20 protein-coding genes and 1 tRNA gene are annotated in these 25,456 nt (G+C 44.3%); 6 read left to right on the top strand and 15 right to left on the bottom strand.

What is annotated here, in order from left to right; translation table 11 throughout:
* Positions 1-14 precede the first annotated feature (14 nt).
* Complete coding sequence (xylB, locus tag FM019_RS07960; RefSeq protein ID WP_143835394.1) at positions 15-1,469, bottom strand: xylulokinase; 1,455 nt, start codon at positions 1,467-1,469, stop codon at positions 15-17.
* A 181-nt stretch (positions 1,470-1,650) separates the two neighbouring features.
* Between xylB and FM019_RS07965 the strand changes: the two genes are divergently transcribed.
* A complete protein-coding gene (locus FM019_RS07965) occupies positions 1,651-2,829 on the top strand; it encodes a DNA-binding transcriptional regulator (RefSeq protein ID WP_143835395.1) in 1,179 nt (392 codons plus the stop codon).
* Between the two features lie 173 nt (positions 2,830-3,002).
* Here FM019_RS07965 and FM019_RS07970 read toward each other — a convergent pair whose 3' ends face one another.
* The 7 genes from FM019_RS07970 to FM019_RS08000 all read right to left on the bottom strand — a co-directional run bounded on the left by FM019_RS07970 (position 3,003) and on the right by FM019_RS08000 (position 9,717).
* Entirely contained in the window at positions 3,003-3,542 is a 540-nt protein-coding gene (locus tag FM019_RS07970) for a PepSY domain-containing protein (protein WP_143835396.1), read from the bottom strand.
* Positions 3,543-3,635: 93 nt separating this feature from the next.
* A complete protein-coding gene (locus tag FM019_RS07975) occupies positions 3,636-4,040 on the bottom strand; it encodes a DUF2784 domain-containing protein (protein WP_143835397.1) in 405 nt (134 codons plus the stop codon).
* 532 nt (positions 4,041-4,572) lie between these two features.
* Entirely contained in the window at positions 4,573-4,995 is a 423-nt protein-coding gene (locus tag FM019_RS07980) for a nuclear transport factor 2 family protein (protein WP_143835398.1), read from the bottom strand.
* A 23-nt stretch (positions 4,996-5,018) separates the two neighbouring features.
* Positions 5,019-5,756, bottom strand: a complete 738-nt coding sequence (locus FM019_RS07985; RefSeq protein WP_143835399.1) for a hypothetical protein — start codon at positions 5,754-5,756, stop codon at positions 5,019-5,021.
* Between the two features lie 171 nt (positions 5,757-5,927).
* Positions 5,928-6,692, bottom strand: coding sequence for a LytR/AlgR family response regulator transcription factor (locus FM019_RS07990; protein ID WP_143835400.1), 765 nt, complete (start codon positions 6,690-6,692; stop codon positions 5,928-5,930).
* On the bottom strand, positions 6,689-7,714 hold the full coding sequence (locus FM019_RS07995) for a sensor histidine kinase (protein WP_143835401.1): 1,026 nt from the start codon (positions 7,712-7,714) through the stop codon (positions 6,689-6,691). Before FM019_RS07995 ends, FM019_RS07990 begins: the two co-directional genes overlap by 4 nt.
* Positions 7,715-8,022: 308 nt before the next feature.
* Positions 8,023-9,717 (bottom strand): DPP IV N-terminal domain-containing protein, encoded by a 1,695-nt coding sequence (locus FM019_RS08000; RefSeq protein WP_185969224.1) that lies wholly within the window; start codon positions 9,715-9,717, stop codon positions 8,023-8,025.
* Positions 9,718-9,957: 240 nt separating this feature from the next.
* Here FM019_RS08000 and FM019_RS08005 point away from each other — a divergent pair, with 240 nt between their 5' ends.
* A complete protein-coding gene (locus FM019_RS08005) occupies positions 9,958-12,198 on the top strand; it encodes a winged helix-turn-helix domain-containing protein (protein ID WP_143835403.1) in 2,241 nt (746 codons plus the stop codon).
* A gap of 1,143 nt (positions 12,199-13,341) precedes the next feature.
* On the opposite strand, the gene FM019_RS08010 is transcribed toward FM019_RS08005, so the two are convergent.
* The 5 genes from FM019_RS08010 to FM019_RS08030 all read right to left on the bottom strand — a co-directional run bounded on the left by FM019_RS08010 (position 13,342) and on the right by FM019_RS08030 (position 17,508).
* Positions 13,342-13,428 (bottom strand) — tRNA-Leu (locus FM019_RS08010).
* 194 nt (positions 13,429-13,622) lie between these two features.
* On the bottom strand, positions 13,623-14,999 hold the full coding sequence (locus FM019_RS08015; protein WP_143835404.1) for an NAD(P)(+) transhydrogenase (Re/Si-specific) subunit beta: 1,377 nt from the start codon (positions 14,997-14,999) through the stop codon (positions 13,623-13,625).
* A gap of 3 nt (positions 15,000-15,002) precedes the next feature.
* Complete coding sequence (locus tag FM019_RS08020; RefSeq protein ID WP_143835405.1) at positions 15,003-15,284, bottom strand: NAD(P) transhydrogenase subunit alpha; 282 nt, start codon at positions 15,282-15,284, stop codon at positions 15,003-15,005.
* 1 nt (position 15,285) lies between these two features.
* Complete coding sequence (locus tag FM019_RS08025) at positions 15,286-16,461, bottom strand: NAD(P) transhydrogenase subunit alpha (protein WP_143835406.1); 1,176 nt, start codon at positions 16,459-16,461, stop codon at positions 15,286-15,288.
* Positions 16,462-16,842: 381 nt separating this feature from the next.
* Positions 16,843-17,508 carry a hypothetical protein gene (locus FM019_RS08030; RefSeq protein WP_143835407.1) on the bottom strand — a complete coding sequence of 222 codons (666 nt, stop codon included), beginning with the start codon at positions 17,506-17,508 and terminating at the stop codon, positions 16,843-16,845.
* Positions 17,509-17,651: 143 nt separating this feature from the next.
* Between FM019_RS08030 and FM019_RS08035 the strand changes: the two genes are divergently transcribed.
* Positions 17,652-18,167, top strand: a complete 516-nt coding sequence (locus tag FM019_RS08035; RefSeq protein ID WP_143835408.1) for an RDD family protein — start codon at positions 17,652-17,654, stop codon at positions 18,165-18,167.
* Positions 18,168-18,229: 62 nt separating this feature from the next.
* On the opposite strand, the gene lptG is transcribed toward FM019_RS08035, so the two are convergent.
* Both lptG and lptF read right to left on the bottom strand, forming a co-directional pair.
* Positions 18,230-19,291: an LPS export ABC transporter permease LptG gene (lptG, locus tag FM019_RS08040; RefSeq protein WP_143835409.1), complete on the bottom strand. Its 1,062-nt coding sequence runs from the start codon at positions 19,289-19,291 to the stop codon at positions 18,230-18,232.
* Positions 19,284-20,390 carry an LPS export ABC transporter permease LptF gene (gene lptF, locus FM019_RS08045; protein WP_143835410.1) on the bottom strand — a complete coding sequence of 369 codons (1,107 nt, stop codon included), beginning with the start codon at positions 20,388-20,390 and terminating at the stop codon, positions 19,284-19,286. The genes lptG and lptF overlap by 8 nt, the downstream gene beginning before the upstream one ends.
* Before the next feature lie 252 nt (positions 20,391-20,642).
* On the opposite strand from lptF, the gene pepA reads away from it, so the two are divergent.
* From pepA to FM019_RS08060, 3 genes are read left to right on the top strand one after another with little or no spacing between them, the layout of a single operon-like run.
* Entirely contained in the window at positions 20,643-22,145 is a 1,503-nt protein-coding gene (gene pepA / locus FM019_RS08050; RefSeq protein ID WP_143835411.1) for a leucyl aminopeptidase, read from the top strand.
* Positions 22,145-22,627, top strand: coding sequence for a DNA polymerase III subunit chi (locus FM019_RS08055; protein ID WP_143835412.1), 483 nt, complete (start codon positions 22,145-22,147; stop codon positions 22,625-22,627). Before pepA ends, FM019_RS08055 begins: the two co-directional genes overlap by 1 nt.
* Complete coding sequence (locus tag FM019_RS08060; protein WP_143835413.1) at positions 22,620-25,385, top strand: valine--tRNA ligase; 2,766 nt, start codon at positions 22,620-22,622, stop codon at positions 25,383-25,385. Before FM019_RS08055 ends, FM019_RS08060 begins: the two co-directional genes overlap by 8 nt.
* Positions 25,386-25,456: the final 71 nt, after the last annotated feature.

Here is a 25,456-nt window from a genome sequence, read left to right on the forward strand (position 1 = left end):
AGTAAATAATTGAGTTAACATAAGTCGTGAAGTCGTTGATAAAGCGATTGAAAACGTTGACGCCGCTTTTGGTAAAGCTCAAAACACTGCGGATCCGGTGTATGCACTTGCTCAATTTGAGGAACAGGGCAAACCTGTTCAATGGGTCGTTCAGGTTGCATGGCTAACTGCGCCAGTCGCGCTGCTCCGATTGCGGGCCCAACCTCGCTGCCTGCACGATAAATGATTTTTTTGCCCAACACATCTGCCAACATTTGGCGCCAGTATTGGCTTTTCGCCCCACCGCCTATCAAGTTAATTTCTTGGGCTGCTTTACCGGATTCATGAAGCGCATCGACACCGTCTGCAAACGCAAAGCTGACACCTTCGAGTATCGAATGGGTCAAACTGGCACGATCATTTGAATGGGTTAATCCAAAGAAATTACCCTTTGCATGAGGATTATTGTGAGGGGTGCGCTCACCGCTTAAATAAGGTAGAAAAAGCGGAGCGCTTTTTTTGTTAACTTGCGCGGCCCCCAGTTCATCGAGTAATTCCGCAACCTCTTTTTGTACGATATTGTCTGCAAACCATTGCAAACAACTTGCCGCACTGAGCAATACCGACATCAAATGCCATCGATCTGGTAGCGCGTGACAAAAGCTATGTACTGCCCTGTCAGGATTTGCTGTAAACCCATCGGTAACCAGAAAATACACGCCTGACGTACCGAGCGAGATCATCGCTTGACCGCTTTGGGTGAGTCCGACACCCATTGCCCCTGCAGCATTATCGCCTGCACCTGCAATGACTGGAACACTAGACATGCCCCAGCGCCTGGCATGTTCAAGCTTGACATAACCTGTAACTTGGTTGCTTTCAAACAATTTTGGCATCTGTGAGCGATTAAGATCACAGGCTTCCAAAAGCCTTTCACTCCAATCGCGCTTACCCACATCAAGCCAACCTGTCCCTGCCGAATCAGACATATCAGACGCAAAGTCACCGGTGAGTAAAAATCGTAAAAAATCTTTGGGTAATAATACTTTTGCGATCAAGGAGAAGAGATCGGGTTCTTGCTGCTTAATCCACAACAATTTAGGCGCTGTAAACCCTGTCATCATGACATTGCCCGTAATCGTGCGACTATCAGGTACTAACGCTTCCAATTCTTGGCACTGCGCTTCGCTACGCCCATCATTCCACAATATTGCGGGCCGAAGTACTTGATTTTGTGCGCCAAGCAAGGTCGCTCCATGCATCTGACCGGACAACCCCATCGCCAGCACTCGACTGAGATCTTGGCGCTCAGACAAAGACGTCATACACGAATCCAACCCATGCCACCAATGATTGGGATCTTGCTCTGACCAAAGTGGCTGGGGCCTCGAAACGCTCAGATCATAGCTTTCGGTATCTAAGACTTTTCCATTGTCGAGCATTAGGATCACTTTAATCCCGGATGTGCCCAAATCAACGCCTAGATACATAATTCGTTTTCCGATTCAAAATCTGTTAACAAATTTTTTACGAGAATCAAACAATAATCAATTACGAAATTTGATAATTAAATTCCGTAATTTCGTATTTGTCTCCATTTACTTAATTTTGTATTAAGCTAAATTCAATAATAAAAAAAGTAATGTTTGAGAGTGGAGTAACTGGCACACAATGCACACATCAAGACATGGTATATCGTTGTTGTTTAATGCAAACAAAGTCTACGACAGGCAAGTAATAGAGGGCATTGGTCGATATTTGCAATCTTCCAAAGTGGCATGGGATGTGTACTTGGAAGAAGACTTTTTAGCTCGCATAGAGCGCATTGAAAATTGGGTAGGCGACGGCATCATTGCGGATTTTGATGATCCGTCGATTCAACGCGCCTTGCAACACAGCAAACTGCCGATAGTGGGTGTTGGAGGCTCCTATCAAGACCAGGCAGACTATCCCGATGTGCCCTATGTAGCGACCGACAACTTAGCGGTAATTCGAGCCGCTTACGAACACCTAAAACAAAAAGGATTGGAACGTTTTGCTTTTTATGGTTTGCCGCAAGATGACTATCACCGCTGGGCTATCGAAAGAGAAAAAGCGATCGTTCAACTATGTGATGAAGATGGCTATGAATGTTTTGTTTACCGGGGGCATCATACACGACCAGAAACCTGGCAAGGCGCTATGAACAGCTTATCTGAATGGCTACAAAGTTTACCTTCACCTGTCGGGATCATCTCGGTCACAGACGCCAGAGCAAGACATTTACTGCAAGCTTGTGATCAAATTGGCAAATTGGTGCCTGAGCAAATTTCTATTGTCGGCATAGATGACGATGACATAGCCCGTAATTTAAGTCGAATTAGCCTAAGCTCAGTTACCCAAGGAGCGTTGGAAATGGGTTACCAAGCGGCGAAGCTGCTTCATCGCCGACTCGACAATCCTAACCTTAAAAACAAAATCGTAACCGTCCCACCAGTAGGCGTCATAGGCCGTCAATCCACTGACTACAAAGCGCTGGGCGATCCTTTTGTTGCACAGGCGATCCACTTTATCAGTCAAAATGCCTGCTCAGGTATTAAAGTGCAGCAGGTACTAGATTATGTCGGTATTTCACGTTCTAACTTGGAAAATCGCTTCATGGAGGAATGTCGTCACAGTATTCATCATGCAATCCACGAAAGAAAGCTCAAAGAAGCATGCCAGTTGCTTGCGCAAGGAGATAAGCCGTTACCAAAAATTGCCACACTTAGCGGCTATCCATCGCTCCCCTATATGTACGCGGTGTTTCGAAAACACTATAACCTCACACCCAAGCAGTATCAGCAGCAAAACCGATCAAACGTATTGTGAAGCTTGAATCAAGCACATAAATGTCATATTGAACCCACCCAGTTTGCATGGTTTAGCGACAGATAATGAGGGGAGGTTTACCGTCATAACTGACCTGACAAGGCCTCGACTAACTAGCATCACTAAGACAATGCTATGGCCCCAAATATTCGATTCAATTTAACCTATGTATTCTAGTCCGACGTATGTTGTTGAATTCTGGCTTTTTTGCGTCTAAAGCGCGAAGTGAATGTGGTATACAACAGCACTAGCCCACTCATCCAAAGAAACAGAAGCACAACGGCAACGGGTAAAAATACCCACAGTTTAGCGTCTTCAAAAAACCAACTACCGTCGTGGATCGCTTCGATGGTATCTGAGCGACGATAAGCGACCTGCAATACCTTTCCTGTGTGCCCGTCAATTTGAATTTCAAAATTATTTTTGCTGAGGATCTTAACGATCCCTTTGCCTGGTCGCACATCAAGTCGGTCGATATCCTGCCAAGTGTCAATGCCTGCATCTGGGACCTGCGTGGCGATTTGCAAAATCACATCGAAAGACAGTGAAGGGCTTTTGTATTCACCTTTTTGTGTCGCAGGTTGGATCCACTCAACTTGCTTTTTTACCTGCAGTAGCAATCCACTTCCAATCACTATCACAATGGGAATAAAAATAACAAGTGCGCCCCAAAGGTGAAGCGAACGACTGAGCTGACGAAGACGGACTTTCATATTTCTCTTTACTACAACCTAAATTGATTCAATAGCATATCAAAATTCATCACATAGATTTAGAGTTCACGACGAATCTAATGAAAACGGCTGTCATTTTCTCAAAGGATTAGGAGGGATCAGAAACCAACTGGCTAAAACCAGAGCACCAAATGCAGTGTATATCGCTACAAAGACCCAGTCAGGAGCAGTGTAATACAAAATTTGATGCAGCCAATATTGAATAAAGGATGTTTGATAAACCGACTCCCCCGCTGCTTCTCGTAGCGCCATTTCCCATACAGTCAGTGGACAATCGTTACCCAGCCATGTGCTAACAACCACAAAGGTAATCGCAGTGAGATGACCTAACCTAAACCAAAAATTTTTTACCCAAGGCCAGATCAGCCAGTAACCCATGTATATCAACACTAATCCAACCACGACAAATGCCACAAATAAGGTGTGAACAATAAGAATGCTGTCTGCCAGAACCAAATAAACAGTTTCTTTAGCCATCAACAATTAGCGGTTAGCGTTGGTATTTCAATAATAGTTTATTGCGCATGTTATCGGTAGCTCAACGCTTGCTCGACGCTAAAATATGCGCCACCACACTGAGCTCCCCCCAAGAGTTCCTTAAGCTTTATCCTCGAAAGCCCCCATAACGTCATCTCCGAGTGCTCTTATCAGAGATCTTTTAATACTTCTATTGGTCTAACAAGATCCCGCCCTAAAAGCATTGGCGGGATCACGTTTCCTCTCTTGGTACCAGAGCGTAAGGTTGGATTTCCTAAGAGCGAAGCTCCGCCTAACCCCACGACACGTCAAGAATGGCGTGGCTGGGTGCGTTACCAGGGACGGGTTCATTCTGCGTTTTGTGCTGAATAAATTAGAAGTGTCGCACCTATCAAACGCATAAAACGTCATCTCCGAGCGCTCTCCTAACGTCATCACGGTGTGTCGTAGCAGCGATAGTGCCTTCTTTTGTAACGAGAATGAAAATGTTGAATCAAGTGTTTTAATGCCTTGTTTCGCAGTTGCATTTCTACTACCGCACTGAGAAAACTTTATTAGTGATTTTCCACTGACCTGCTTCTTTTAATAGTAGTAAATAATCTACATAGATCTGGTCGTTCATTTCGATTTCCGCTTTTACCATGGCAACGGCGTTTGTTATATCTATACTGATAACGCGTCCAACACGAGGGTACATTACCCCTTCCTTGAATCCGGCGACATAATCCTCAGCATTCCATGAAATGGCCTTACCGTCTCGCACAAACTGTAATTTCATTCCCGGCATAAACACGTCTTTGAGTATTGCTGGCGTGCCTTTGGAAGTGCCGTCAAAGTATTTCTGCAATGCGGTTAACACCCCATCAAAATCACCGGACTTATCTCTTGCAAAAGCGTCAGGTAAGCAGGTAGTCAACAGTATGGTTGCCGCGAATAAGTTAACTAAGTATTTCATTTGTCAATGCCCCTAATCTTAAATTAATAGCTAATTTCAGGGAGATATTTTGCAAGGCTGATTCGATATTCGCTGATGCCTTCTTTCACCTCTTGCGGCAATAATTGCACAGGGTCAAAGACCCCTTTTTGTTCTAGCTTTTTATAAAATTCAATAATTGAATCGCTATGAAATACCAAAAAGACTGTGGGCAAATTGCTTCCGTACTGTTTCACATAAGTAGAAAAATATAGGGGCGCTTTTGCTTTTTTCTGAGTTACTACCCATTCGCTAAAACTTTTGCGAATATTCGCATCACGATTTAATTGAATCTCTACAAACACCATATGAGAATACGGAGATTTCATCTCTTTGGTGGGTTCCGATGACATGCTATCTCTGTAACTGATGAGAAAATAATCCTGTTGCGTTATAGTTTTCGTATAAACAGCGCCATTGCTGGCAAGAAATTCAGCATCAAAATGCTCTGCCACTTCAGCCCAATCGGCGTCACTTTGTGCCTGATAGTCATGGCTTTTTTGCGCATTGAACGCTACATGACGACCGTCATCAAATTGATAAAAACGCCAGCTTTGTTGATAGCCAGTTTCATCTACCTTTTGTTTGAAACGTGCCAAGGCAGTTTCATGATCTTGTACAAGGTGAGGGGCAATGGTGTCGTCAGCCACCACAAAATAAGGTGATGGTACTATTGCTGATGCGTCAGTAGCATTGAGCCCCGCCAATAAGGTGACAAGACCTGCATATTTTCCTAATTTCATAACAATCTCCGCTAATTCGAAATCGTCGCCAATATGTCACAACAAAAAATAACCCATAGACAAGACAATACAGGCGGCAACATATTCACGATAAGCGGCTTGTTAAACCTTAAAAACACCAGTGAAAGCGACGACAAAAGTATAGGGTCTGAAGAATAATAATTTGCAGGCTTACGACAAAACAGCAAGGAGATCTTTGTATCGTCGACTGAATTTGACTTGTTTTTGATTACTCATTTCTACAAATCCATCTCCAAATCGCCCCCTTTCAAGACGCACCACATGAGCAGAATTCACCATAAAGGATTTATGAGTGCGAAAGAAAAACGCCGGATCCAACTCTGTCGCCAGTCGTTTAAATGAGTCGCGGGTGATCAACGTAGCGTGTCGATCATGCTGGTCATCGTGGTAATACAAAGCCAGATGGTCGCCAATTGATTCAAGGTAAATCAGGTATTTCTGTTTAATACGGTACAAGCCGTCACCGGTTTTCACACTAAGACCCAGTTGAGACTCGTTAGATTTAATTTGTTGAAATAGAGCATCCACAGTGTCTTTTTTAAACATCAAGTGTTGTTCCTGAAGACGCCGCCTGACCTTTTGCATCATCTCATCAAATCGAAGTTGTTCGATGGGCTTGAGCAAATAATCCAAGGCATTGTTATCGAAGGCTTTTATCGCATATTGGTTATAAGCGGTAATAAACACAATTAACGGCGGATTATCTGGCCAGAGATCTAGCAGCCCAAAACCGTCTTCACCGGGCAATTCGATATCCAGAAAGACCAAGTCAGGTTTTGCTAGCGCTTTTGTTTTTATTGCAGTCACTGAATAACCATGTAATTGAATATCGATATCAGAATGAGCACCAAGCGCTATTTCAATTCCTTTGTGGGCGGCCGGTTCATCATCGATAATCCAACAACGAATACTCATAAAGCCACCTCAAGTGGCAATGTTACAATGACCTCGAACTGGCCATCATTGCAGAATGTCTGCAATTGGCCATTCTCCGCGTAAAGCAATTTCAGTCGATTAGCCACATTCTCAAGCCCTGTGTTGGTACCTGCTGATGACCCGACTTTTGACGCATCATAGGGGTTTTTCAACAATATCTTAAGGTGTTTTTGTGTAATGCTAGCACTAAGTTCGATAGTGCATTTACCCCCTAATTGCCAACTAAACTTAATGGCATTTTCCATCAGTGGCTGCAATAGTAATGGCGGAAGGAAAGCCGTAAGTGCCGCTTCCTGAATATGATTCTTAATCTGAATGTGCTGATGAAACCGTTGTTGTTCTATCTCTACAAAATTATTCAACAGATCGAGTTCCTGCTGTAGCTGGATTTTATTATTAAACTTGTGCTCCAACGTACTGCGCAAAAACCTACTAAGTTTCACCACCATATTATGTGCGGTATCGTTTTGTTTTTGCAAAATAGCAACATCAATAGAGTTTAAAACGTTGAATAAAAAATGCGGATTAAGCTGGTAGAGTAATTGCTGTAGTTGTGCGTCTCTTGCACTACTTTTAATACTTAGTAATTCTTCTTGTTGGGCTTTTTTCTGTAAATAAATGTGAGCACTAACAAACAATCCTGCCCAAACTAATATAACCAAAACACTATAAGAACTCCCCTCCCACAAGTTAAGAAACGGCGACTTTAGCAATTCCTCGAAGGTAATATGATAATGTAGAAGTCGGCTCAGGTTGTGCCAGATAAATACAGAAACCAGACCCACTGAAACAAGTACAGGTACTCTAAACACCAGCGCGCGATCTTCCGTGCGCTCATAAATTAACGCAAAGATAGCAGTACAGATCATGGCCGTCATCGGTGCGAACAAGCTACCTTGCCAATGATTTTCTCCATACATGACATGACTAATATGCTCAGCGGCGCCATAGAGAAGCCAAAACAAAACATGAGCTATGCGCAGAAAGGGATATTGATACAAGGAATTTCCGTTAAAAAACGTGATCACCACTTTAGTTTAGTATGACGCATGCGCAAATTAAAAGCCTGATGGCAGTTCGAGTACCAATCAACGATATGATGGTTGAGAATAGCGTATCGCAGCAAGAAAAAAGCAATCTACGTTTGTCGTAGCAGCCGCAAAAAACGATAAACCTTTTCATGTCCGAATCGTTTCTAATTAGTTGGTGCGCATTTTGTCAATAGAACTCCTGCTTGTTGTACATTAACCAGGAGGAAAATTGGTATCCAAGAGTGCATCGGGATACACTCCTGGCATCACATTATCAGTTATTCAAGGCTGTGGTCTTGCAAGTGTTTTCCGTTAATATCTACAGAAAAAATGTGACGCCGACCTTTCACATCGGCTTCAAAATACACCAATTGGCTGTCGGTTGACCAGCGAGGCGATGCCACGGCACCGGTCAATTCTGTAAGTTGTTTTACCTCAGTTCCATCCGCTTTCATCACAAAAATGTTATCACTGCCATTGCTACGGTCAGATACGAAGGCTATTAATCGGCCATTGGGTGACAGGCTCGCATCAAAATCGGCAGATGGATTTTGAGTTAATTCGATAAATTCACCATTTGCCTGATTCATTGCAAGCACTTCCCAATTACCTTCGATTGGACTGGAAAAGATGATTGGATACTCTTCACTTACCCAATGTGGGCGGTAGTGCCATAAATCATCACCGGAAATCTGCGTGTAATTTGTTCCATCAACGTTCACTCGATAGATACTCGTTTGTCTATTTTGTGTCCCACTAAAAATCAGTTGTTTACCATCTTTAGACCAACGAGGATCTTGCTCATTAATTTTGGAATGCGTAACGTTGCGCGTTTTTAAGGTACCTGTGTCGAGGACAAAGATATCCTTGTTATTGCCAACCATTGTTGTGTAAGCAATATAACGACCATCAGGTGATATTTCGGCTTCACTTTCAAAGCCTTGGGAATGTGTGAGGCGATGGTGCTGCTCTTGCCCTTTTCTATGCAACATCAACTCTCTGTTACCATGTTGACTACTGACATAGGCGCGGTTGCCATTTTCAGACACACTAGGGTACTGATGATCCAGGTTTCGTTTGGTGATACGTTTAACGCTATTATCAGCGAGGGACAATTGATATAAGTCGCCATCAAACCCTAATCCACCATGACGGTTCGAGGTAAAAGTGACGCTGCTTGAATCAGGTGCAAATTTCGGGTAACGGTTATTGCTGTGCCCAAAAGTGCGTTGTTTTAAATTTTTCCCTGTCGGTGAAATAGTAAATATATGGTCATTGCCGTTAGTGCGCATTGAAAACACGACCTGTTTGTTGTCATTACTCCAATCTATGTAGGCGATATTATTCGCCGTTTTGTATATGATTTTAGGATCCGTTCCATCGGTATTTAACACTACCAATTGATTAGTTTGTGTATCGTCTGTGGCAACCAACACAATGTGTTTACCATCCGCTGAGAAACGCGGCGCTGCAACGAGATCCGGTTGGGCTCCGAACTGCAAGGTCTTAAGAGATTTTGAGGTGAGATCAAACGTGTGTAGCGTGGCAGAGCGGTTGCCTTTTTCACCATAACGTGTAAATAACAAGGTTTTACCATCTGGAGAAAAATCTGGGTCGTTACCCTCGGTTAAGCGCGTTTTATTGCTGCCATCACTGTTAATAATATATACAAATCGCTGTCCGGTGGCACCTGCACCATGCGAATATGCAAGCTGACTACCACTTGGCGACCACGTTGGCCATAAATCCTGACCGCGATTAAACGACAAGTTTGTCGGATTACTACCGTCCCGATTTGCCACATAAATTTCGTAGTCGCCTTCTCTGTCTGTTACAAATGCGATTTTTTTGCCATCGGGTGAAATAACTCCTGCTATATCAGCAGCGGCGTAAGTGTTTAGCGACGTCATGATAAGAGCGGGAATTAGTAGTGGACGAATTATCGTATTTTTAGAGTGTTGTTTAATATTCATTGAAATACCTCCTGTCAAAGTGACTGGCATTAAACCTGAGTGATTGAAGGCTGTACTCATCTGGGCAAAATTTATATGTGATTTTTTGCACACCAAAAACAAACCAAATTTATTTTATTAAATTTCAATAAGTTAGATATTAAAGTTGCGTATTTACAAACAGCTAATACTCTGGAGTTTTGTGATATTGTGCTAGTATCTTTCTAGTTTTTGCACATAAATACTTCACGGGAATAGCGGTTGACACTTTCAGTTAAGTTAAATAATGGCCAACTTTATCAGGTGGATATGACAGCCAATCAGTTACTTGGCACCTCGGGTGAGGTCATTACACTACAAGCGAAAACCATGGCACTTTTTGTCTTTCTTTTGCAGCACAACCATCAAGTGGTAACCCGAGGACAAATTGCAGAACAGGTATGGCTCGGAACGCCAGTAGTTGATAACGCGATTACCAATGCTATTGCTAAAATTCGAAAAGCCTTAATGGACGATCCAACAACACCGACTTTACTCCATACCATCCCAAAAGTAGGTTACAAACTAACCATTGAAACAAACACTAAGGCTATTCCCGACAATCGGCATGAACTATTGGCGCCAACGCAACGGGATCAGGCAGTAAAAAACGCAACTAGCCAACGGGTAAAGTGGGGGTCAACTGCCTTGATTGTGTTCTTGGTATGTGTAGTGACAATTAGCTCGTGGTGGCTGCAAAGACTGTCACCTACTCCAGCCCAACAAACCGCAGTGCACAATGTTGCCACACAGATATACATGGCTGTACTGCCGTTCAATCAAAAAGGCGATTCAAACATTCCTGTTCACGTTCTGCATGGCATAACAGATAACATTCATCAACAATTAAGCACCAATCATAGATTACAGTTACTCGATATGACGACCACCCGCCGCCCCGGCGTCGCTCAACTTAGCTTGGAAGATATGGCACAACAACTAGAAATTTCCTATGTTCTTTCGGGCTCAGTGCGGCAGCTAAAACAAAGTTATAAGATTGAAACTCAATTAACAGACATCCATAGTCAAAAAGTTGTGCACCGGCAGTCAGTATCCATTGGGCTAAATAATCTGGCCTTCGTGAGCGAGAAAATCGTGAAGCCCGTTCTAAATGTATTTAGCCTTAGTCAACAAAAAAAAACCGCCGAACCCATCCCCTTTGTCGCCTACGATTTATATCTTCTGGGGCAATTTCATATCGATAAACGGCAGCCGGAATCGCTACAAAAAGCCATTGCATTGTTGTCTCAAGCTACAACATTGGATCCTAAAATGGCACCCGCATTTAGCGCCCTTGCCAAGGCATACCTTCTCTCTTCGTTTTATACGGAGCAGGAAAAGGCTGAGATTGAATCTTTGGCCGAAAAAGCCGTTTTCACCGCCCTAAGTTTAGACAGTCAACTCGCCGATGCACATGCAGTCCTTGGCTTTCTAAAAGCCACTTTCGGCGACAATGAGAGTGCCATGCGATCGTACCTCAGAGCATTGGAATTGGCCCCTAACAACGCTGAAGTGTGGATGCGAATTGGTTTATTGCACCTTAGTCAATGGCAATACAACCTCGCGGTTGAATCATTAAGTAAGGCGGTTAAATTGTCGCCACTGGATCCTCTTATCAATGTGAATTTGGCAGAAGCACTGATATACAAAGGCGATATTATTCCTGGATTGCAGCGTTATGAAACCGTGTTCGCACAACCAGATGTCCCTTTAAGCTACCATCGATACGCAGCCATTGTTGCTAGCAACGTAGGCCGACATCAAATGGCAGAACAGTGGGCAAAGCATGCGGTGGAAAAACAGCCAGATGATCCTCTGAATCAAAGTGCGCTGGCATACATCTACCTGCAACTAGGAAACTTTTCTGAGGCAAGCGAGATATTGCAATATATCGATGCGAAAAACAGTTCACATTTGCAGATTCGGCGTACTTACTTCTTGTGGCTGTGGTTAAGTGGTGAACATCAAGCTTTGCTCGAGTATTGCAAAGCCTTATTAGAGAAAATTGCAGCGTCGCCCTCAGTTAATGAAAAACGTTTTGTCTATCCAGTATTTGCGGCACGCACTGGCATAGCCTTGCTGCTCAATAATCAACTAACGCAAGCAATTGAATTTTTGGAGCACGCTCTAAATAGTGAGAGTGGCCAAGATCCCACGTTTATTCTCGAATTCCGTCCTTTTTTGAGTTTTGCTTATCAACTCGCCGGCGAAAAGGCGTTGTTTATAGATAGTCAAGAAGTACTAAGTCGTCACATTGAGTCGTTTGAACAAAATGCCCCCAATGGCGTGCAAATCCAACTCACCAAATTGCTATTATTAGTCATGAACAATCAGCTTACAGAGGCCAATAACTTGCTGCAGCACTTACAAAAAGTAGGATGGCAACCCAACACTTACTTTTTAGCATTACAACCACTGCAACCTTTGTGGCAAAAACCCATTAGTTCACCAAAAACGCTCTAATCAGTGGTCTAAATGAAAAATGATAAACTTATTGGTCTATCTTAAGTGGCAGACAGTGATATTGTCGCGTATGGGGAAACACGCTTGATTGCCGCTACTTAGAGCATTGTTTTTTTAATGCCATCTTTCCAACCCACGTCCATACCCAACTAAGAGAATTAACTTTTGAATTGTGAATATGATTTGGTACATCACTAGCGACTGTTTCAGATTGAGTATTTGACCAATGCAAATCAACACAAAGTGTCATCTTCGCTCTCCCCCAATGCCTTCCCCGCATACTCTCCACCAACGTCATCTCCGAACCTTCCAAAACGTCTTCTCCGAGTGCTCTCCCCCACAGCGTCATCTCCGCGCGCTCTTGGCGGAGATCTTTTTTACACCTCAGAGAAATTAACCAGATCCCGGCCTAAAAGCGTTGCCGGGACGACGTGTAATATTAATCCGGCGAGATGAAATAACCTAGACGCAGAAAACAAAAAACCAACTAAAAAATTGGTTTAAAGTTTGGTATCAGAGGGTGAAGTCGGTCTTTTTAGCAACGGAGTTGCGCCCGACTGAACAACTTGCCATGGATGGCAAGGCTGGGTGCGTTACCAGGGACGGGTTCATTCTGCGTTTTTGTGCTGAATAAATTAGAAGTGTCGCACCTATCAAACGCATAAATCCTCATCTCCGAGCACTCTCTACCATCTTCATTTCCGCACCTTACAAAACGTCATCTCCTAGTGCTCTCCCCCAAGATCATCTCCGAACCTTCCAAAACGTCATCTCCGAGTGCTCTTATCGGAGATCTGTATAACAGCCCACCAGATCCCGGCCTAAAAGCGTTGCCGGGACGACGTGTAATATTAGTCCGGCGAATGAAAACAACCTCCAATTTCAGGCACAAAAAAACCAACTAAAAAGTTGGTTTAGATGTTTGGTACCAGAGGGTGAAGTCGGTCTTTTTAGCAACGGAGTTGCGCCCGACTGAACGACTTGCCATGGATGGCAAGGCTGGGTGCGTTACCAAGGACGGGTTCATTCTGCGTTTTGTGCAGACCTTATTCGAAGTAACGCCCCTAAACTGTAGTCCGGCGAGTGAAAACAACCTCCAATTTCAGGCACAAAAAAACCAACTAAAAAGTTGGTTTAGATGTTTGGTACCAGAGGCCGGACTTGAACCGGCACACCATTACTGGCGGCGGATTTTGAATCCGCTGCGTCTACCAATTCCGCCACTCTGGCATCGGGAATTTAATCGTTGTGATTAAATCAGGTAGTCACTCGCTGTGCTAAAGAGTGGCAGGCATTATAGCGGGCCCATTAAAGCTTGCAAGCATTTTGTGAAAGGAATCGAACGTTTGGTGATTTTTCATGCACATCAATTTAACCGTGTCATTCAATCTATTCGAACAACCTCTCACAACTCCCCTACCCCTTCAATCTGCAAACTGTCTGATCATGTTGTTCAAGGTGTCTTTAGCATCACCAAAAATCATTCTACTGTTTGGTTTAAAAAACAGTGGATTATCTATTCCAGCGAATCCTGAAGCCATACCTCGTTTAAGAACAAAAACGTTTTTAGCCAAATCCGCGTTGATAACCGGCATTCCATAAATCGGGCTGCCCTGCATTTCTCGCGCGGCTGGATTTACCACGTCGTTTGCGCCTATCACCAACGCCACGTCAAAGTTTTCAATACGATTATTGATTTCGTCCATTTCAAAAAGTTGCTCATAAGACACGTCAGCTTCGGCTAACAATACATTCATGTGCCCTGGCATTCTCCCCGCTACCGGATGAATCGCATATGCCACTTCTGCTCCATTGTTTTCAAGCAATTCTTGCAGCTCCTTCATTGCGTGCTGTGCTTGCGCCACCGCCATCCCGTAACCGGGAACAACCACCACCGATTGGGCGGCTTCCAGCACGTAATATGCGTCATCTGCACTCAGGGGTTTAACTTCGCCCTCTATAACCATGTCTGAAGTGTGAACAGGCTGAAACCCAGAAAACAATACATTGCTTAACGAGCGGTTCATCGCCTTACACATAATACTTGTTAAAATAATCCCACCGGCTCCAACCAATGATCCCGCTACAATAAGCAGGTTATTTTGAATCGCGAAACCGGCTGCACAAGCGGCTAATCCTGAGTAGCTGTTGAGAAGGGAAATAACAACAGGCATGTCCGCGCCACCAATTGGCATGACGAGCATGATGCCCATAACTAGTGCTAAGGCCATAGCGATATATAAAATATTTGGTATATTTGGTATATTTGGTTGGGTCACTAGCACATAACCTGCTACAAGTATTGCGACAACAATGGCGCTATTTACGATGGCCTGCCCGCGAAATACAACGGCACGGCCAGTGATCCTCTCGCTAAGTTTTGCCCACGCGACAATACTGCCAGAAAATGTCACTCCACCGATTAAAAGCGCCAACATTGTTGCTATCAATACAAATTGACTCAAGTTAATGCCTTTTTCAAGGGTTGACCAGGCAACAAACAAACTGGCCAATCCGCCAATGCCATTAAACAGAGAGACCATTTCAGGCATCGCTGTCATCGCTACCAATCTTGCAGCAAAGATCCCCACGATGGATCCTGCAAACATCGCCAAGAGAATCCATTCAAAAGAAACGATCGACCGATCCAAAAGTGTCACAACAATTGCCAGCAACATGGCTGCCCCTGATAATGCGTTTCCTTTACGAGCTGAAGATGGGTGTCCTAAAAACTTTAAGCCCAAAATAAACAGAATTGCCGCCAATACATAAGTGAAGTTGATAACTAAATCAGTTTCCATGGTTTAGCCCTCCTTCTTTTTAAACATGGCGAGCATTCTGTCCGTCACTAAATACCCTCCCACCACATTAATGGTGGCAAGAAATACTGCAAATGCACCGAGATAGGTAGCGTATTGATCTAGAGGGCCACCAGAAATGGTTATTGCCCCGACAACGGTAATACCTGAAATGGCATTTGCGCCTGACATTAATGGTGTGTGCAAGGTCGCAGGGACTTTATGGATCAGTTCAAATCCCACGAATATTGACAGTATCAATATGAATAAAAGATAGATTGCATCCATGTTACGCCGCTCCTGCCGTTTTATTTAGTTGATCGAATGACGCGTAATACTCTTTGATGGTTTTATTAACCACTTCCTTTTGGTGAGTGATCACACATCCTGATTGAATTTCGTCGTTGATATTAATGTCAAAAAGATTGCGTTCTTTGTCCCAAAATTCACTGACAAGATTGAACAGGTTATTGGCATACATTTGACTTGCATGTATAGCAACACCTGCAGCCCAATCCCCTGTTCCGATGATAGTGACACCATTTTTTTCGACCGTTTTTCCCCCTTCAGAGCCAGCAACATTGCCACCGTTTTGAGCAGCCATATCAACAATTACGCTACCAGGTTTCATCTGACTTACCACGTCGGCATCGATCAGTAACGGCGGTTTTCGACCAAATAATTGGGCGGTAGTGATAACGATGTCGGATTCGATGATGCATTTGGCCTGCTCTTTCTGTTGCTTTTCCAACTGAGCTGGCGTCAACGCCTGTGCATACCCTTGTTGAGTTTCACCGGTTTCACCTAAATCGATCTCTAGGAACTTGGCACCTAAGGATTGGACTTGTTCAGCAACAACACTTCTTGTATCAAATGCCGTTACGCTAGCACCAAGGCGTTTGGCCGTAGCAATAGCCTGTAAACCCGCTACCCCAGCACCAATAACAAACACTTTTGCCGGCTTTAGTGTGCCAGAGGGGGTCATCATCATTGGCAACACCCCTTGCAAATGATTTACCGCTTTCATCACCATTACGTAGCCAGCGAGACTCGCTTGAGAACTCAATGCGTCCATCTTTTGACAGCGACTAATTCTTGGGATCATTTCCATGCTGATGCCGGTAATTCCCAAATCGCAAAGTTCACCTACGTACTGATACTCATTAAATGGATCGAGAAAACTGATCAGAATAGGCGATTCATTTGCCAGATGAGGCAAGTCGCGCTTTGGTAATCTGTGCAGCGTCAGAACTAAGTCAGCTTTATTCAGTAATTCTGTTCGATTTTCTACGATGGTTGCGCCGTGCGCTTTGTATTCTTCATCTGAAATAAAAAGGTGATTCCCCAAACCTGCTTCAACCAGCACTTCTGCGCCCATGGACTTGTAAGCTTTGACATTGATGGGTAAAAGCGAACATCGTTTTTCAGCGGTATTTTCCTCTTTAGGAAAAGCAATATTGGGCATGCCCCCTCCAATTAAAACGTGCAAAACGTTCCAACGACTATGCACTTATAGAGTTAAAACATGTAATTCATAATATTTATGTGGGGCATAGATTAGGTTGTTAGACTGCGTGAAGTCACAATCCCAATGATACTTTTAGAGCATTTTTTAGATATTTATCAAATAGATAGGATACTAATTTAATGTGTGATGTTTGGTGGCTTATCTTGCCGATTTAAACTTGTACGAATATTAATCAACAGATTTACGCTAGATCTTTGCCGAATTTTCGCTTTGAACGGGTTTTCGAAGGCCTAATTTTATAGAAGATCAGTATTATCGAGGCGACCAATAAATCGAACTTAATCTGGGAATTACTTTCATGAATGAATGGGGTTGAACTCATTCACTGAAGTCATAAACTTTTGGCAAATAGAAATCTTCTCCTGCTTTATGCTTCTTCTGCATGACTTCAAAAAACGCTTTGATTGAAATTCCATGCGCCTTCTTGACGTTTAATTTGGTTTGCAAATCTTCAATAAAATCCTCGGTGATGTTGTGCGCATATTTGATCAGTTCCAAATCGGCCTCGTCACCCACATCAAAATAAGATTGCACAAATGTATGCAATTGTGCGATGCGAAATAGCACCTTCATCGTCGATGGGATCCATCGTTTAAATTCCATATCTGGATGATTGATTAACTCTGTATCTACCTCACGATTCTTCATCCATGGAATGCAATGAATCTCGAACCCTCTATGCGTAAACACTTTGTAGATTGACAGCCTCGGGCTTTGAGTAAATATTGTTGATCCCAGCTCACCGTCTTTTCCTTCGAGCATTTTTGGATTCCAGTTTCCCTGATTCAACACCAGATCCAAGGAGTTCTCAAAGCCGTACCGAAACATTCCTTCTGCCAAACCTAGCGATGTCGATACGGCATGATAAAATGCCGGAACATTTCCAAAGGTGATTTTTTGTTTTAGACGATTGATTTCACGAAGTTTTATATCTGCGTTGTAGGCAGAGGTCGTTGTTTTAGTCATAATAAGTAGATCAGACATACATGCCTATACATTAGGCGCTATTGACTTTTTTGGCAATCGACAAACTCGTAATGATACGTATTATGAGTCCCCACAATATTTGAGAAGTTCGATCTACCCAAAAATACTAGCTAAGTACACAAATAACGTAAGGGTTATCCATGACAAAGGCACAAAGCGGCTTCCCAAGAGCAGGTTTTTTCAGACGGTTAGCAGCAATGATATATGATTTGCTGGTCGCCGTGGCGGTCGCCATGTGCGCGGGTTTGGTTTTTATGCTGTTTATGTTGTTAAGTTTTGAGAATGGATTGATCCCCAAACAAGGTTACGAACACTTCATGGATTTTTTCCAGCAATCTTTGCTGTATAAAACACTTGCGCAACTCTGGGTTGGTGCTTGGGTTTTAGGATTTTTCTTGTGGTTCTGGCGTAATGGTGGGCAAACAATTGGAATGCGAGCTTGGCGCCTTCGATTGTTTAGCACAACAGACCGCCCAATGGGCTATGGGCGCGCATTATTGAGGGTGCTGTGTTCTCTGGGCGGAATAGGCACACTGCTGGTTTTACTGGATATTAAACACAAGCAATCGCTGCAGGACAGACTGGCAAAAACAGAAATGTTGGTACTGACAAAAGATGCAAACCATCATAAAGCATGGAAGTCGATTCAGGATTGAGTAATCTCAACTTGGCATGACTCAAGACATGCCAAGAGTGATTCAGCCATTGTATGAGGGCTTTAGCGTCGAAGCAAAAACCCTGCGATACCGGCAAAAACGAAGCTTGGAACTAGTGCGCCTAAAATGGGTGGGATTTGGAAAACCAGACTGAAAGTGCCAAAGGTTTCATTGCTGATGAAAAAAGCAAACCCTGCCAGCACCCCCATGATAATTCTTGCGCCCATTGTCACACTTCGAAGTGGCCCAAAAACAAAAGATAACGCCATTAGCAGCATCACACCAATCGAAATAGGCTGAAATATTTTACGCCATAACGCCAGATTATAACGACCAGAGTCCTGGCTATTGTTCTCCAAGTAATTGACATAGTCATACAACCCTAGGATTGACAAGGCTTCAGGCTTAACCGTAACGACCCCCAACTTGTCGGGCGTTAAGGTAGATTGCCAGTCACCTAATTCTATTGCCTGACCACGAATACGTTGATCGCCAATGAAGGTGTAATTCACATCGGTAAGTTGCCATTTGTCATCGACAAAAACCGCTGATTCAGCGGAGGTGATCTGCCGGAGGTTCAACTCATTGTCAAATTCGTACACATTAATGTCTAGCAAATTAGTCCGATCGACTACCTCACCGATACTAACAAAGTTGTCGCCATCTTTTGCCCAAACCAAACGATCTGATGAGAATAAGCTACCGCCGGATATTGCCTGGGTGCGTATTTCTTTAGCTTTAGCTTCTGTGATGGGCGCCACCCATTCACCTATGGCCATCACAAACAACACCATAAGTAGTGCCGACTTCATCGCAGAAACCGTGATGTCCCAGCGAGACTGTCCCGCTGATTGCATGACTACAAGTTCTGAATTACTGGCTAACATCCCCATGCCAATCAGCCCGCCGAGTAATGTCGCCATCGGGAAAAATTGTTCAAGCTCTCTGGGTAAACTTAACAACACATAGACTCCAGCGACGGTCATATCGTAACTGCCACGCCCGACGCTTTTCATCTGTTCAATAAATTTAATCAACGCACTTAAACCAACCAAAACCGATAGACTAATGGCGGTTGTACCCAGTAGCGTTCTGGCTATGTAAAGATCGAGGATTTTAAACATTTTTACCCCCACCTAACGCAGCGCGAAAACGCACGCCAATGGGCCGGCCTTTCATCACGAGGGTAACGCCGATCAGGAAGATAACGGCATGCACCCACCACAAACCCAATTGTGGTGGGATTTTGCCATCTTCTAGCACTTTGCGCCCAGCCATGAGCAACATAAAATAGCCGAGATACAGCAGCAAAGCTGGGAACATTTTGCCAAATCGACCCTGCCGAGGGTCCACGGCACTAAGCGGCACGGCAATTAACACCAGAAAAGGTAAAGACAAAGGTATCGCTATTCGCCATTGCAGCTCAGCTATCGCTTCGATTGAATTGTCATTAAGTAATTCATTACTTGGTATGGCGGTCATCTTACGGCGCTTCTGTTCAGCAGCTTGCTCCGATATTTGGATTTGATATTCATCAAACTCAATCACTTGATAATCCACCTCACCGCGCTCACCTTCGTATTGCAAACCTTGTTCTAACACTAATTGCTGAGAGCCATCATCCGCAAGACGCACCGTGCCGCTTTGCGAATAAACGATGTGGACGCCTTCTTCGTCTTGCTTATCATGTTGCGCTAGAAAAACCTTGTTCAAGCTGGCGTTATCAGAATCGATGTCATGCACAAATATGACCGCTCTTCTATTTGCTGTCTCTTGGAAACGCCCAGGAAGCAGCGCGGTCAGCCCGCTCTCGGAGCCCGCTTTTTCTTGCAGTTGATATTCACTTTCTACAGACAATGGCGCCAACCAAAGGGTTAGCACAGCGGTGATGACCGCCATAAATGCCGACAATGCCAGCATGATACGTGTGATGTACCATTCACTGATCCCACAAGCGCGCATGACAGTCATTTCACTGTCGACGTACAAACGACCATGAGCGAGCATAATGCCCAAAAACAGACTTAGCGGAAGGATAAGCGAGGCTAGATAAGGTGTGCTCAGGGCTAAGAAGCCTAAGACAAGACTTGCAGGTATTTCGCCATCAGACGCGTCCGCGAGCACCCTAACAAAGTTGCGCGTGAGGAAAATAGCCATAATGACCATAAAAACCGCAAGTTGCGATTTCACAGTTTCTTTAAGTAAATAGCGAAATATCAGCACACATATCCCAAAGGAAAAGTCGCATTTTTAGTGGCATGATGCGAAATTTTAAGTAAACTTAATGTTTTGACAAGTTTAATGTATGAATGGCCTGAAATAAAGCCACTCTAAACTTGAATTTCATAGATTATGTCCTTCGGCACTGTGAACCGCAATGGCAGATAATCCCAAAAATTAACATAAACCTGATTGATGACTTGCACAATTAGTCTGCTCGTCAGTCAAAAAGTTTCGTAGAAGTGAGGAATCAGCATGGAATTTAGCGTTAAAAGCGGAAGCCCTGAAAAGCAACGCAGCGCTTGTATTGTGGTCGGTGTATTCGAACCACGCCGGTTGACTGCGGTTGCAGAACAATTAGACGAGATCAGTGAAGGTTATATCAGCAATTTACTACGACGGGGAGACCTGGAAGGTAAAGCTGGCCAAATGCTGCTTTTGCACCACGTACCCAACATCCTTAGTGAACGAGTATTGCTGGTTGGTTGTGGCAAAGAACGTGAGCTTGACGAACGTCAATACAAACAAATCATTTCCAAAACGATCAAAACGCTCAACGAAACAGGTTCAATGGAAGCTGTATGTTTCCTTAGCGAGTTGCATGTTAAAAGCCGTGACATCTACTGGAAGGTTCGTCAGGCAGTAGAAACTACCCAAGATACGCTTTACAGCTTCCTGGCGATGAAAACCAAAAAGGGGGAGCCAAGACGTCCACTGCGGAAAATCGTCTTTAACGTCCCTACTCGGCGCGAATTACCTATCGGCGAGAGAGCGGTAGAGCACGGCTTGGCAATCGCTGCTGGCATGAAAACCACAAAAGATGTGGCGAACATGCCGCCGAATATTTGTAATCCCGCTTACCTACTCGATCAGGCAAAAGAACTTGAAACGTACCCCAGTGTAGCTGTTGAATCAGTGAATGAAAAACAGATGCATGAGTTAGGAATGCATTCCTACTTAGCGGTAGGTCGCGGTTCAGCAAACGAATCGATCATGTCGATTATTCATCACAAAGGTGGTGAAGAAGGCGAAGCGCCTGTTGTGCTTGTTGGTAAAGGTTTGACCTTCGATTCAGGAGGAATATCTCTCAAACCTGGCGAAGCCATGGACGAGATGAAGTACGACATGGGCGGCGCCGCGGGCGTGTTAGGTACTATGCACGCTATTGCGCAGCTTAACTTGCCCATTAATGTAATTGGCATTTTAGCGGGCTGTGAAAACATGCCTGACGCCAATGCATACCGCCCCGGTGATATCCTCACAACCATGTCAGGGCAAACTGTAGAAGTACTAAACACAGATGCAGAAGGCCGATTAGTGTTGTGTGATGCATTGACCTTCGTCGAACGTTACGAACCAGATTTGGTTATCGATGTCGCTACCCTGACTGGCGCTTGCATTATCGCTTTGGGCGCGCACGCAACGGGGATCATGAGTAACCATAATCCTCTGGCTCATGAGCTACTAAATGCCTCTGAGCAAAGTGGCGACAAAGCTTGGCGTTTGCCACTTTGGGACGAATATCAATCACAACTAGACAGTCCTTTTGCCGATATGACCAACCTTGGTGGCCGTGCCGCTGGCACAATCACCGCAGCGTGTTTCTTGTCGCGCTTTACCAAGAAATATAATTGGGCGCACATGGATATCGCTGGCACCGCTTGGCGCAGTGGCAAAAATAAAGGGGCAACAGGTCGTCCAGTGCCAATGCTTTCTCAGTTTTTGATGAATCGTGCAGGTATTGAAAGCGAAGATTAATGGCTGACGTGACCTTTTATACTCACGAAGCAGAATCGTCAAATCTGCAAGCTTCAACAGACCCTAGTGCGCCGGACCATTGGGTCACGGCGTGCGAAGTTGTCGCTCAATGCTATCGCAACAAAAGGCGCTGCCTAGTGTTGTGTAATAACCAACAGCAAGCAGAAGCCCTCGACGATTTACTTTGGAAACGGCCACTCGATGGCTTCATTCCTCATAACCTGGTTGGCGAAGGCCCTAATGGAGGTGCGCCAGTTGAAATAAGCTGGCAGCAAACCACAACACATACAAGGCCGGTGCTAATCAATTTGGCCGACGACATGCCTTCGAACTTACAAGGCTTAAAACATGTTTTCGACTTTGTCCCTGTGGAAGACACCGCCAAACAACAGGCCAGAGAGAGATACAAACAATATCGAGCGGCAAGGTTTACCATGCATTCTTTGCCCGCTAGCAGCATTTACGAGAACCAAAATGGATAAGACTTTTAGTCCCCAAAATATAGAACAACAACGCTATCAACATTGGGAAGACAGTGGCTATTTCAAGGCAAGTGGTCAAGGTGACCCTTACTGTATTTTACTTCCACCGCCCAATGTCACCGGTAGTTTGCACATGGGGCACGCATTTCAGCACACAATTATGGATGCGCTCATCCGATATCATCGAATGAAAGGCGACAATACCCTTTGGCAGTGTGGTACCGATCACGCTGGGATCGCCACCCAGATGGTTGTAGAGCGTCAGTTGAATGCCGAAAATAAAACCCGTCACGATCTCGGACGGGAAGCCTTTGTCGACAAAATTTGGCAGTGGAAAGAACACTCCGGTGGCACTATCACCCAACAAATGCGTCGTTTAGGTACCTCGCCGGATTGGGAGCGAGAAGCTTTCACCATGAATCCGGATCTGTCTGAAGCGGTTCAAGAAGTCTTTGTGAAATTGCACGAGGAAGGTCTCATATATCGCGGTAAACGTTTGGTGAATTGGGACCCGGTTTTACACACAGCAGTATCCGATCTTGAAGTGCTCAACGAAGAAGAAGATGGCTTCATGTGGCACATGCGATATCCACTGGCAGACGGTTCAGGTGAGATAGTCGTTGCCACGACGCGTCCTGAAACAATGCTCGGTGACACCGCCGTAGCCGTTCACCCTGAAGATGAACGTTACCAAGGATTGATTGGCAAACAAATTAAATTGCCCGTTACTGATCGCTTGATCACCATCATTGCAGATGATTATGTAGATCCAGAATTTGGTACTGGTTGCGTTAAAATTACCCCTGCCCATGATTTTAACGATTACGACATGGGAAAACGTCACAACCTGGAAATGATTAACATCTTTACGGCTGACGCCAAGATAAACGATAACGCCCCAGAATCGTTACGTGGACTCGATCGATTTGATGCGCGCAAGCAAATTGTTGCCCAGCTTGAAGAGCAAAACCTTTTAGTTAAAGTTGAAAATCACAAACTCAAAGTGCCCCGCGGAGATCGCACCGGTGCGGTCATTGAACCTTATCTTACCGATCAATGGTACGTAGCGGTTGAATCACTGGCAAAACCCGCAATCGAAGCAGTAGAAAGTGGCGAAATCAAGTTTGTACCAGAGAACTGGAATAAGACTTACTATCAATGGATGTATAACATTCAAGATTGGTGTATCTCACGCCAATTGTGGTGGGGACACCGCATCCCTGCTTGGTATGACGAACAGAACAATGTTTATGTTGGCCGAAATGAAGCAGAAGTAAGAAATAAACATAAACTTTCGGATGATGTAACACTGCGCCAAGACGAAGATGTACTCGACACCTGGTTTTCTTCGGCATTATGGCCCTTTGCCACTATGGGTTGGCCGCACGATACCAAAGAACTGGAAACCTTTGTGCCAAGTTCGGTTTTGGTCACAGGGTTTGACATCATTTTCTTCTGGGTAGCCAGAATGATCATGATGACGAAAAAATTTACTGGCAAAATCCCTTTCAAAGAAATTTACATTACAGGCCTTATTCGCGACGAACAGGGCGACAAAATGTCAAAATCTAAAGGCAATGTGCTCGATCCCATTGACCTGATTGACGGTATTTCTCTTGATGCGTTAGTCGAAAAACGCACAGCGGGAATGATGCAGCCGAAAAAAGCCGCAGCCATAACTAAGCGCACCAAAAAGCAGTTTCCAGAAGGAATCAATGCTTACGGCACCGATGCCTTGCGTTTCACTTTTGCTGCGATGGCGTCGACAAGTCGAGACATCAATTTTGACATGGGCCGGGTGGAAGGCTATCGCAATTTTTGTAATAAGCTTTGGAACGCCTCTCGCTTTGTGTTGATGAACACAGAGGATCAGGACACCGGTTCAAACGGTGGTGAACTGGAATTAAGCCTTGCAGACAAGTGGATATGGGCTAGATTCCAACACACCCTTAATGAATTTGAATCCGCAATAAAGGATTATCGTTTTGACATTGCAGCACAAGCGGTTTATGAGTTTACCTGGAATCAATTCTGTGACTGGTATCTAGAACTATCAAAGCCTGTGTTAAATGCCGACGCTAGCAGTGAGGCACAGAAACGCGGTACCCGTCACACGCTGATAAATGTATTGGAAAACTTGCTGCGTTTGTTGCATCCATTTATGCCCTACATTACAGATGAAATCTGGTTGCGTGTTTCGCCATTGTGCGGAATTGAGGGCGACAGCATTATGACTCAACCTTTCCCTGTGCAAGATGCCAACAGGCAAGATGCCCAGGTTTTATCAGACATAGAATGGGTGAAGAGTTTTATCGTTGGTATCCGCAACATACGAGGTGAAATGGATATTTCACCAAATAAACCGTTGAATGTGCTGCTTAAAAATGTCCGTGAACAAGATCAACAACGATTAGCGCTTAGTGATAGCTTCCTGGCTAAAATGGCCAAGCTTGAAAGCATTACGCAGTTATCTGCAGGTGAAACAGGCCCAGCCTCAGCGACCGCACTCGTGGGTGAGATGGAAATCCTTATTCCCATGGCGGGTTTGATCGACAAAGACGCTGAACTTTCACGCATTGCTAAAGCGTTGGATAAAATCGAAAAAGACTATGCTCGTACACAGGGTAAATTGAGCAATGAAAAATTTGTCAGCAATGCCCCAGCAGCAGTCATCGACAAAGAAAAAGCCAAGCTGGAAGATTTCCAGATGCAGCTCGACAAGCTAAAAGCACAGCGAGAGACCATCGAAGCACTTTGATGTTTTTCCGCCATTAACTACAAAAAAACCCCAGTTTATGCTGGGGTTTTTTGATTGCATTGTTCGCCTTT

It is taken from the genome of Aliiglaciecola sp. M165 (assembly GCF_007197995.1).
Classification (GTDB): Bacteria; Pseudomonadota; Gammaproteobacteria; order Enterobacterales; family Alteromonadaceae; genus Aliiglaciecola.

Excerpts from the sequence above, each read along its gene's own strand:
- xylB (WP_143835394.1), bottom strand. The coding sequence starts at position 1,469 with ATGTATCTAGGCGTTGATTTGGGCACATCCGGGATTAAAGTGATCCTA.
- FM019_RS08030 (WP_143835407.1), bottom strand. The coding sequence starts at position 17,508 with ATGTCTGATCTACTTATTATGACTAAAACAACGACCTCTGCCTACAAC.
- FM019_RS07975 (WP_143835397.1), bottom strand. The coding sequence starts at position 4,040 with ATGGCTAAAGAAACTGTTTATTTGGTTCTGGCAGACAGCATTCTTATT.
- FM019_RS07985 (WP_143835399.1), bottom strand. The coding sequence starts at position 5,756 with ATGAAATTAGGAAAATATGCAGGTCTTGTCACCTTATTGGCGGGGCTC.
- FM019_RS08015 (WP_143835404.1), bottom strand. The coding sequence starts at position 14,999 with ATGGAAACTGATTTAGTTATCAACTTCACTTATGTATTGGCGGCAATT.
- FM019_RS08020 (WP_143835405.1), bottom strand. The coding sequence starts at position 15,284 with ATGGATGCAATCTATCTTTTATTCATATTGATACTGTCAATATTCGTG.
- FM019_RS08025 (WP_143835406.1), bottom strand. The coding sequence starts at position 16,461 with ATGCCCAATATTGCTTTTCCTAAAGAGGAAAATACCGCTGAAAAACGA.
- FM019_RS08000 (WP_185969224.1), bottom strand. The coding sequence starts at position 9,717 with ATGAATATTAAACAACACTCTAAAAATACGATAATTCGTCCACTACTA.
- FM019_RS07965 (WP_143835395.1), top strand. The coding sequence starts at position 1,651 with ATGCACACATCAAGACATGGTATATCGTTGTTGTTTAATGCAAACAAA.
- FM019_RS07990 (WP_143835400.1), bottom strand. The coding sequence starts at position 6,692 with ATGAGTATTCGTTGTTGGATTATCGATGATGAACCGGCCGCCCACAAA.
- FM019_RS08035 (WP_143835408.1), top strand. The coding sequence starts at position 17,652 with ATGACAAAGGCACAAAGCGGCTTCCCAAGAGCAGGTTTTTTCAGACGG.
- FM019_RS07980 (WP_143835398.1), bottom strand. The coding sequence starts at position 4,995 with ATGAAATACTTAGTTAACTTATTCGCGGCAACCATACTGTTGACTACC.
- FM019_RS08055 (WP_143835412.1), top strand. The coding sequence starts at position 22,145 with ATGGCTGACGTGACCTTTTATACTCACGAAGCAGAATCGTCAAATCTG.
- FM019_RS07970 (WP_143835396.1), bottom strand. The coding sequence starts at position 3,542 with ATGAAAGTCCGTCTTCGTCAGCTCAGTCGTTCGCTTCACCTTTGGGGC.
- FM019_RS08060 (WP_143835413.1), top strand. The coding sequence starts at position 22,620 with ATGGATAAGACTTTTAGTCCCCAAAATATAGAACAACAACGCTATCAA.
- lptG (WP_143835409.1), bottom strand. The coding sequence starts at position 19,291 with ATGTTTAAAATCCTCGATCTTTACATAGCCAGAACGCTACTGGGTACA.
- pepA (WP_143835411.1), top strand. The coding sequence starts at position 20,643 with ATGGAATTTAGCGTTAAAAGCGGAAGCCCTGAAAAGCAACGCAGCGCT.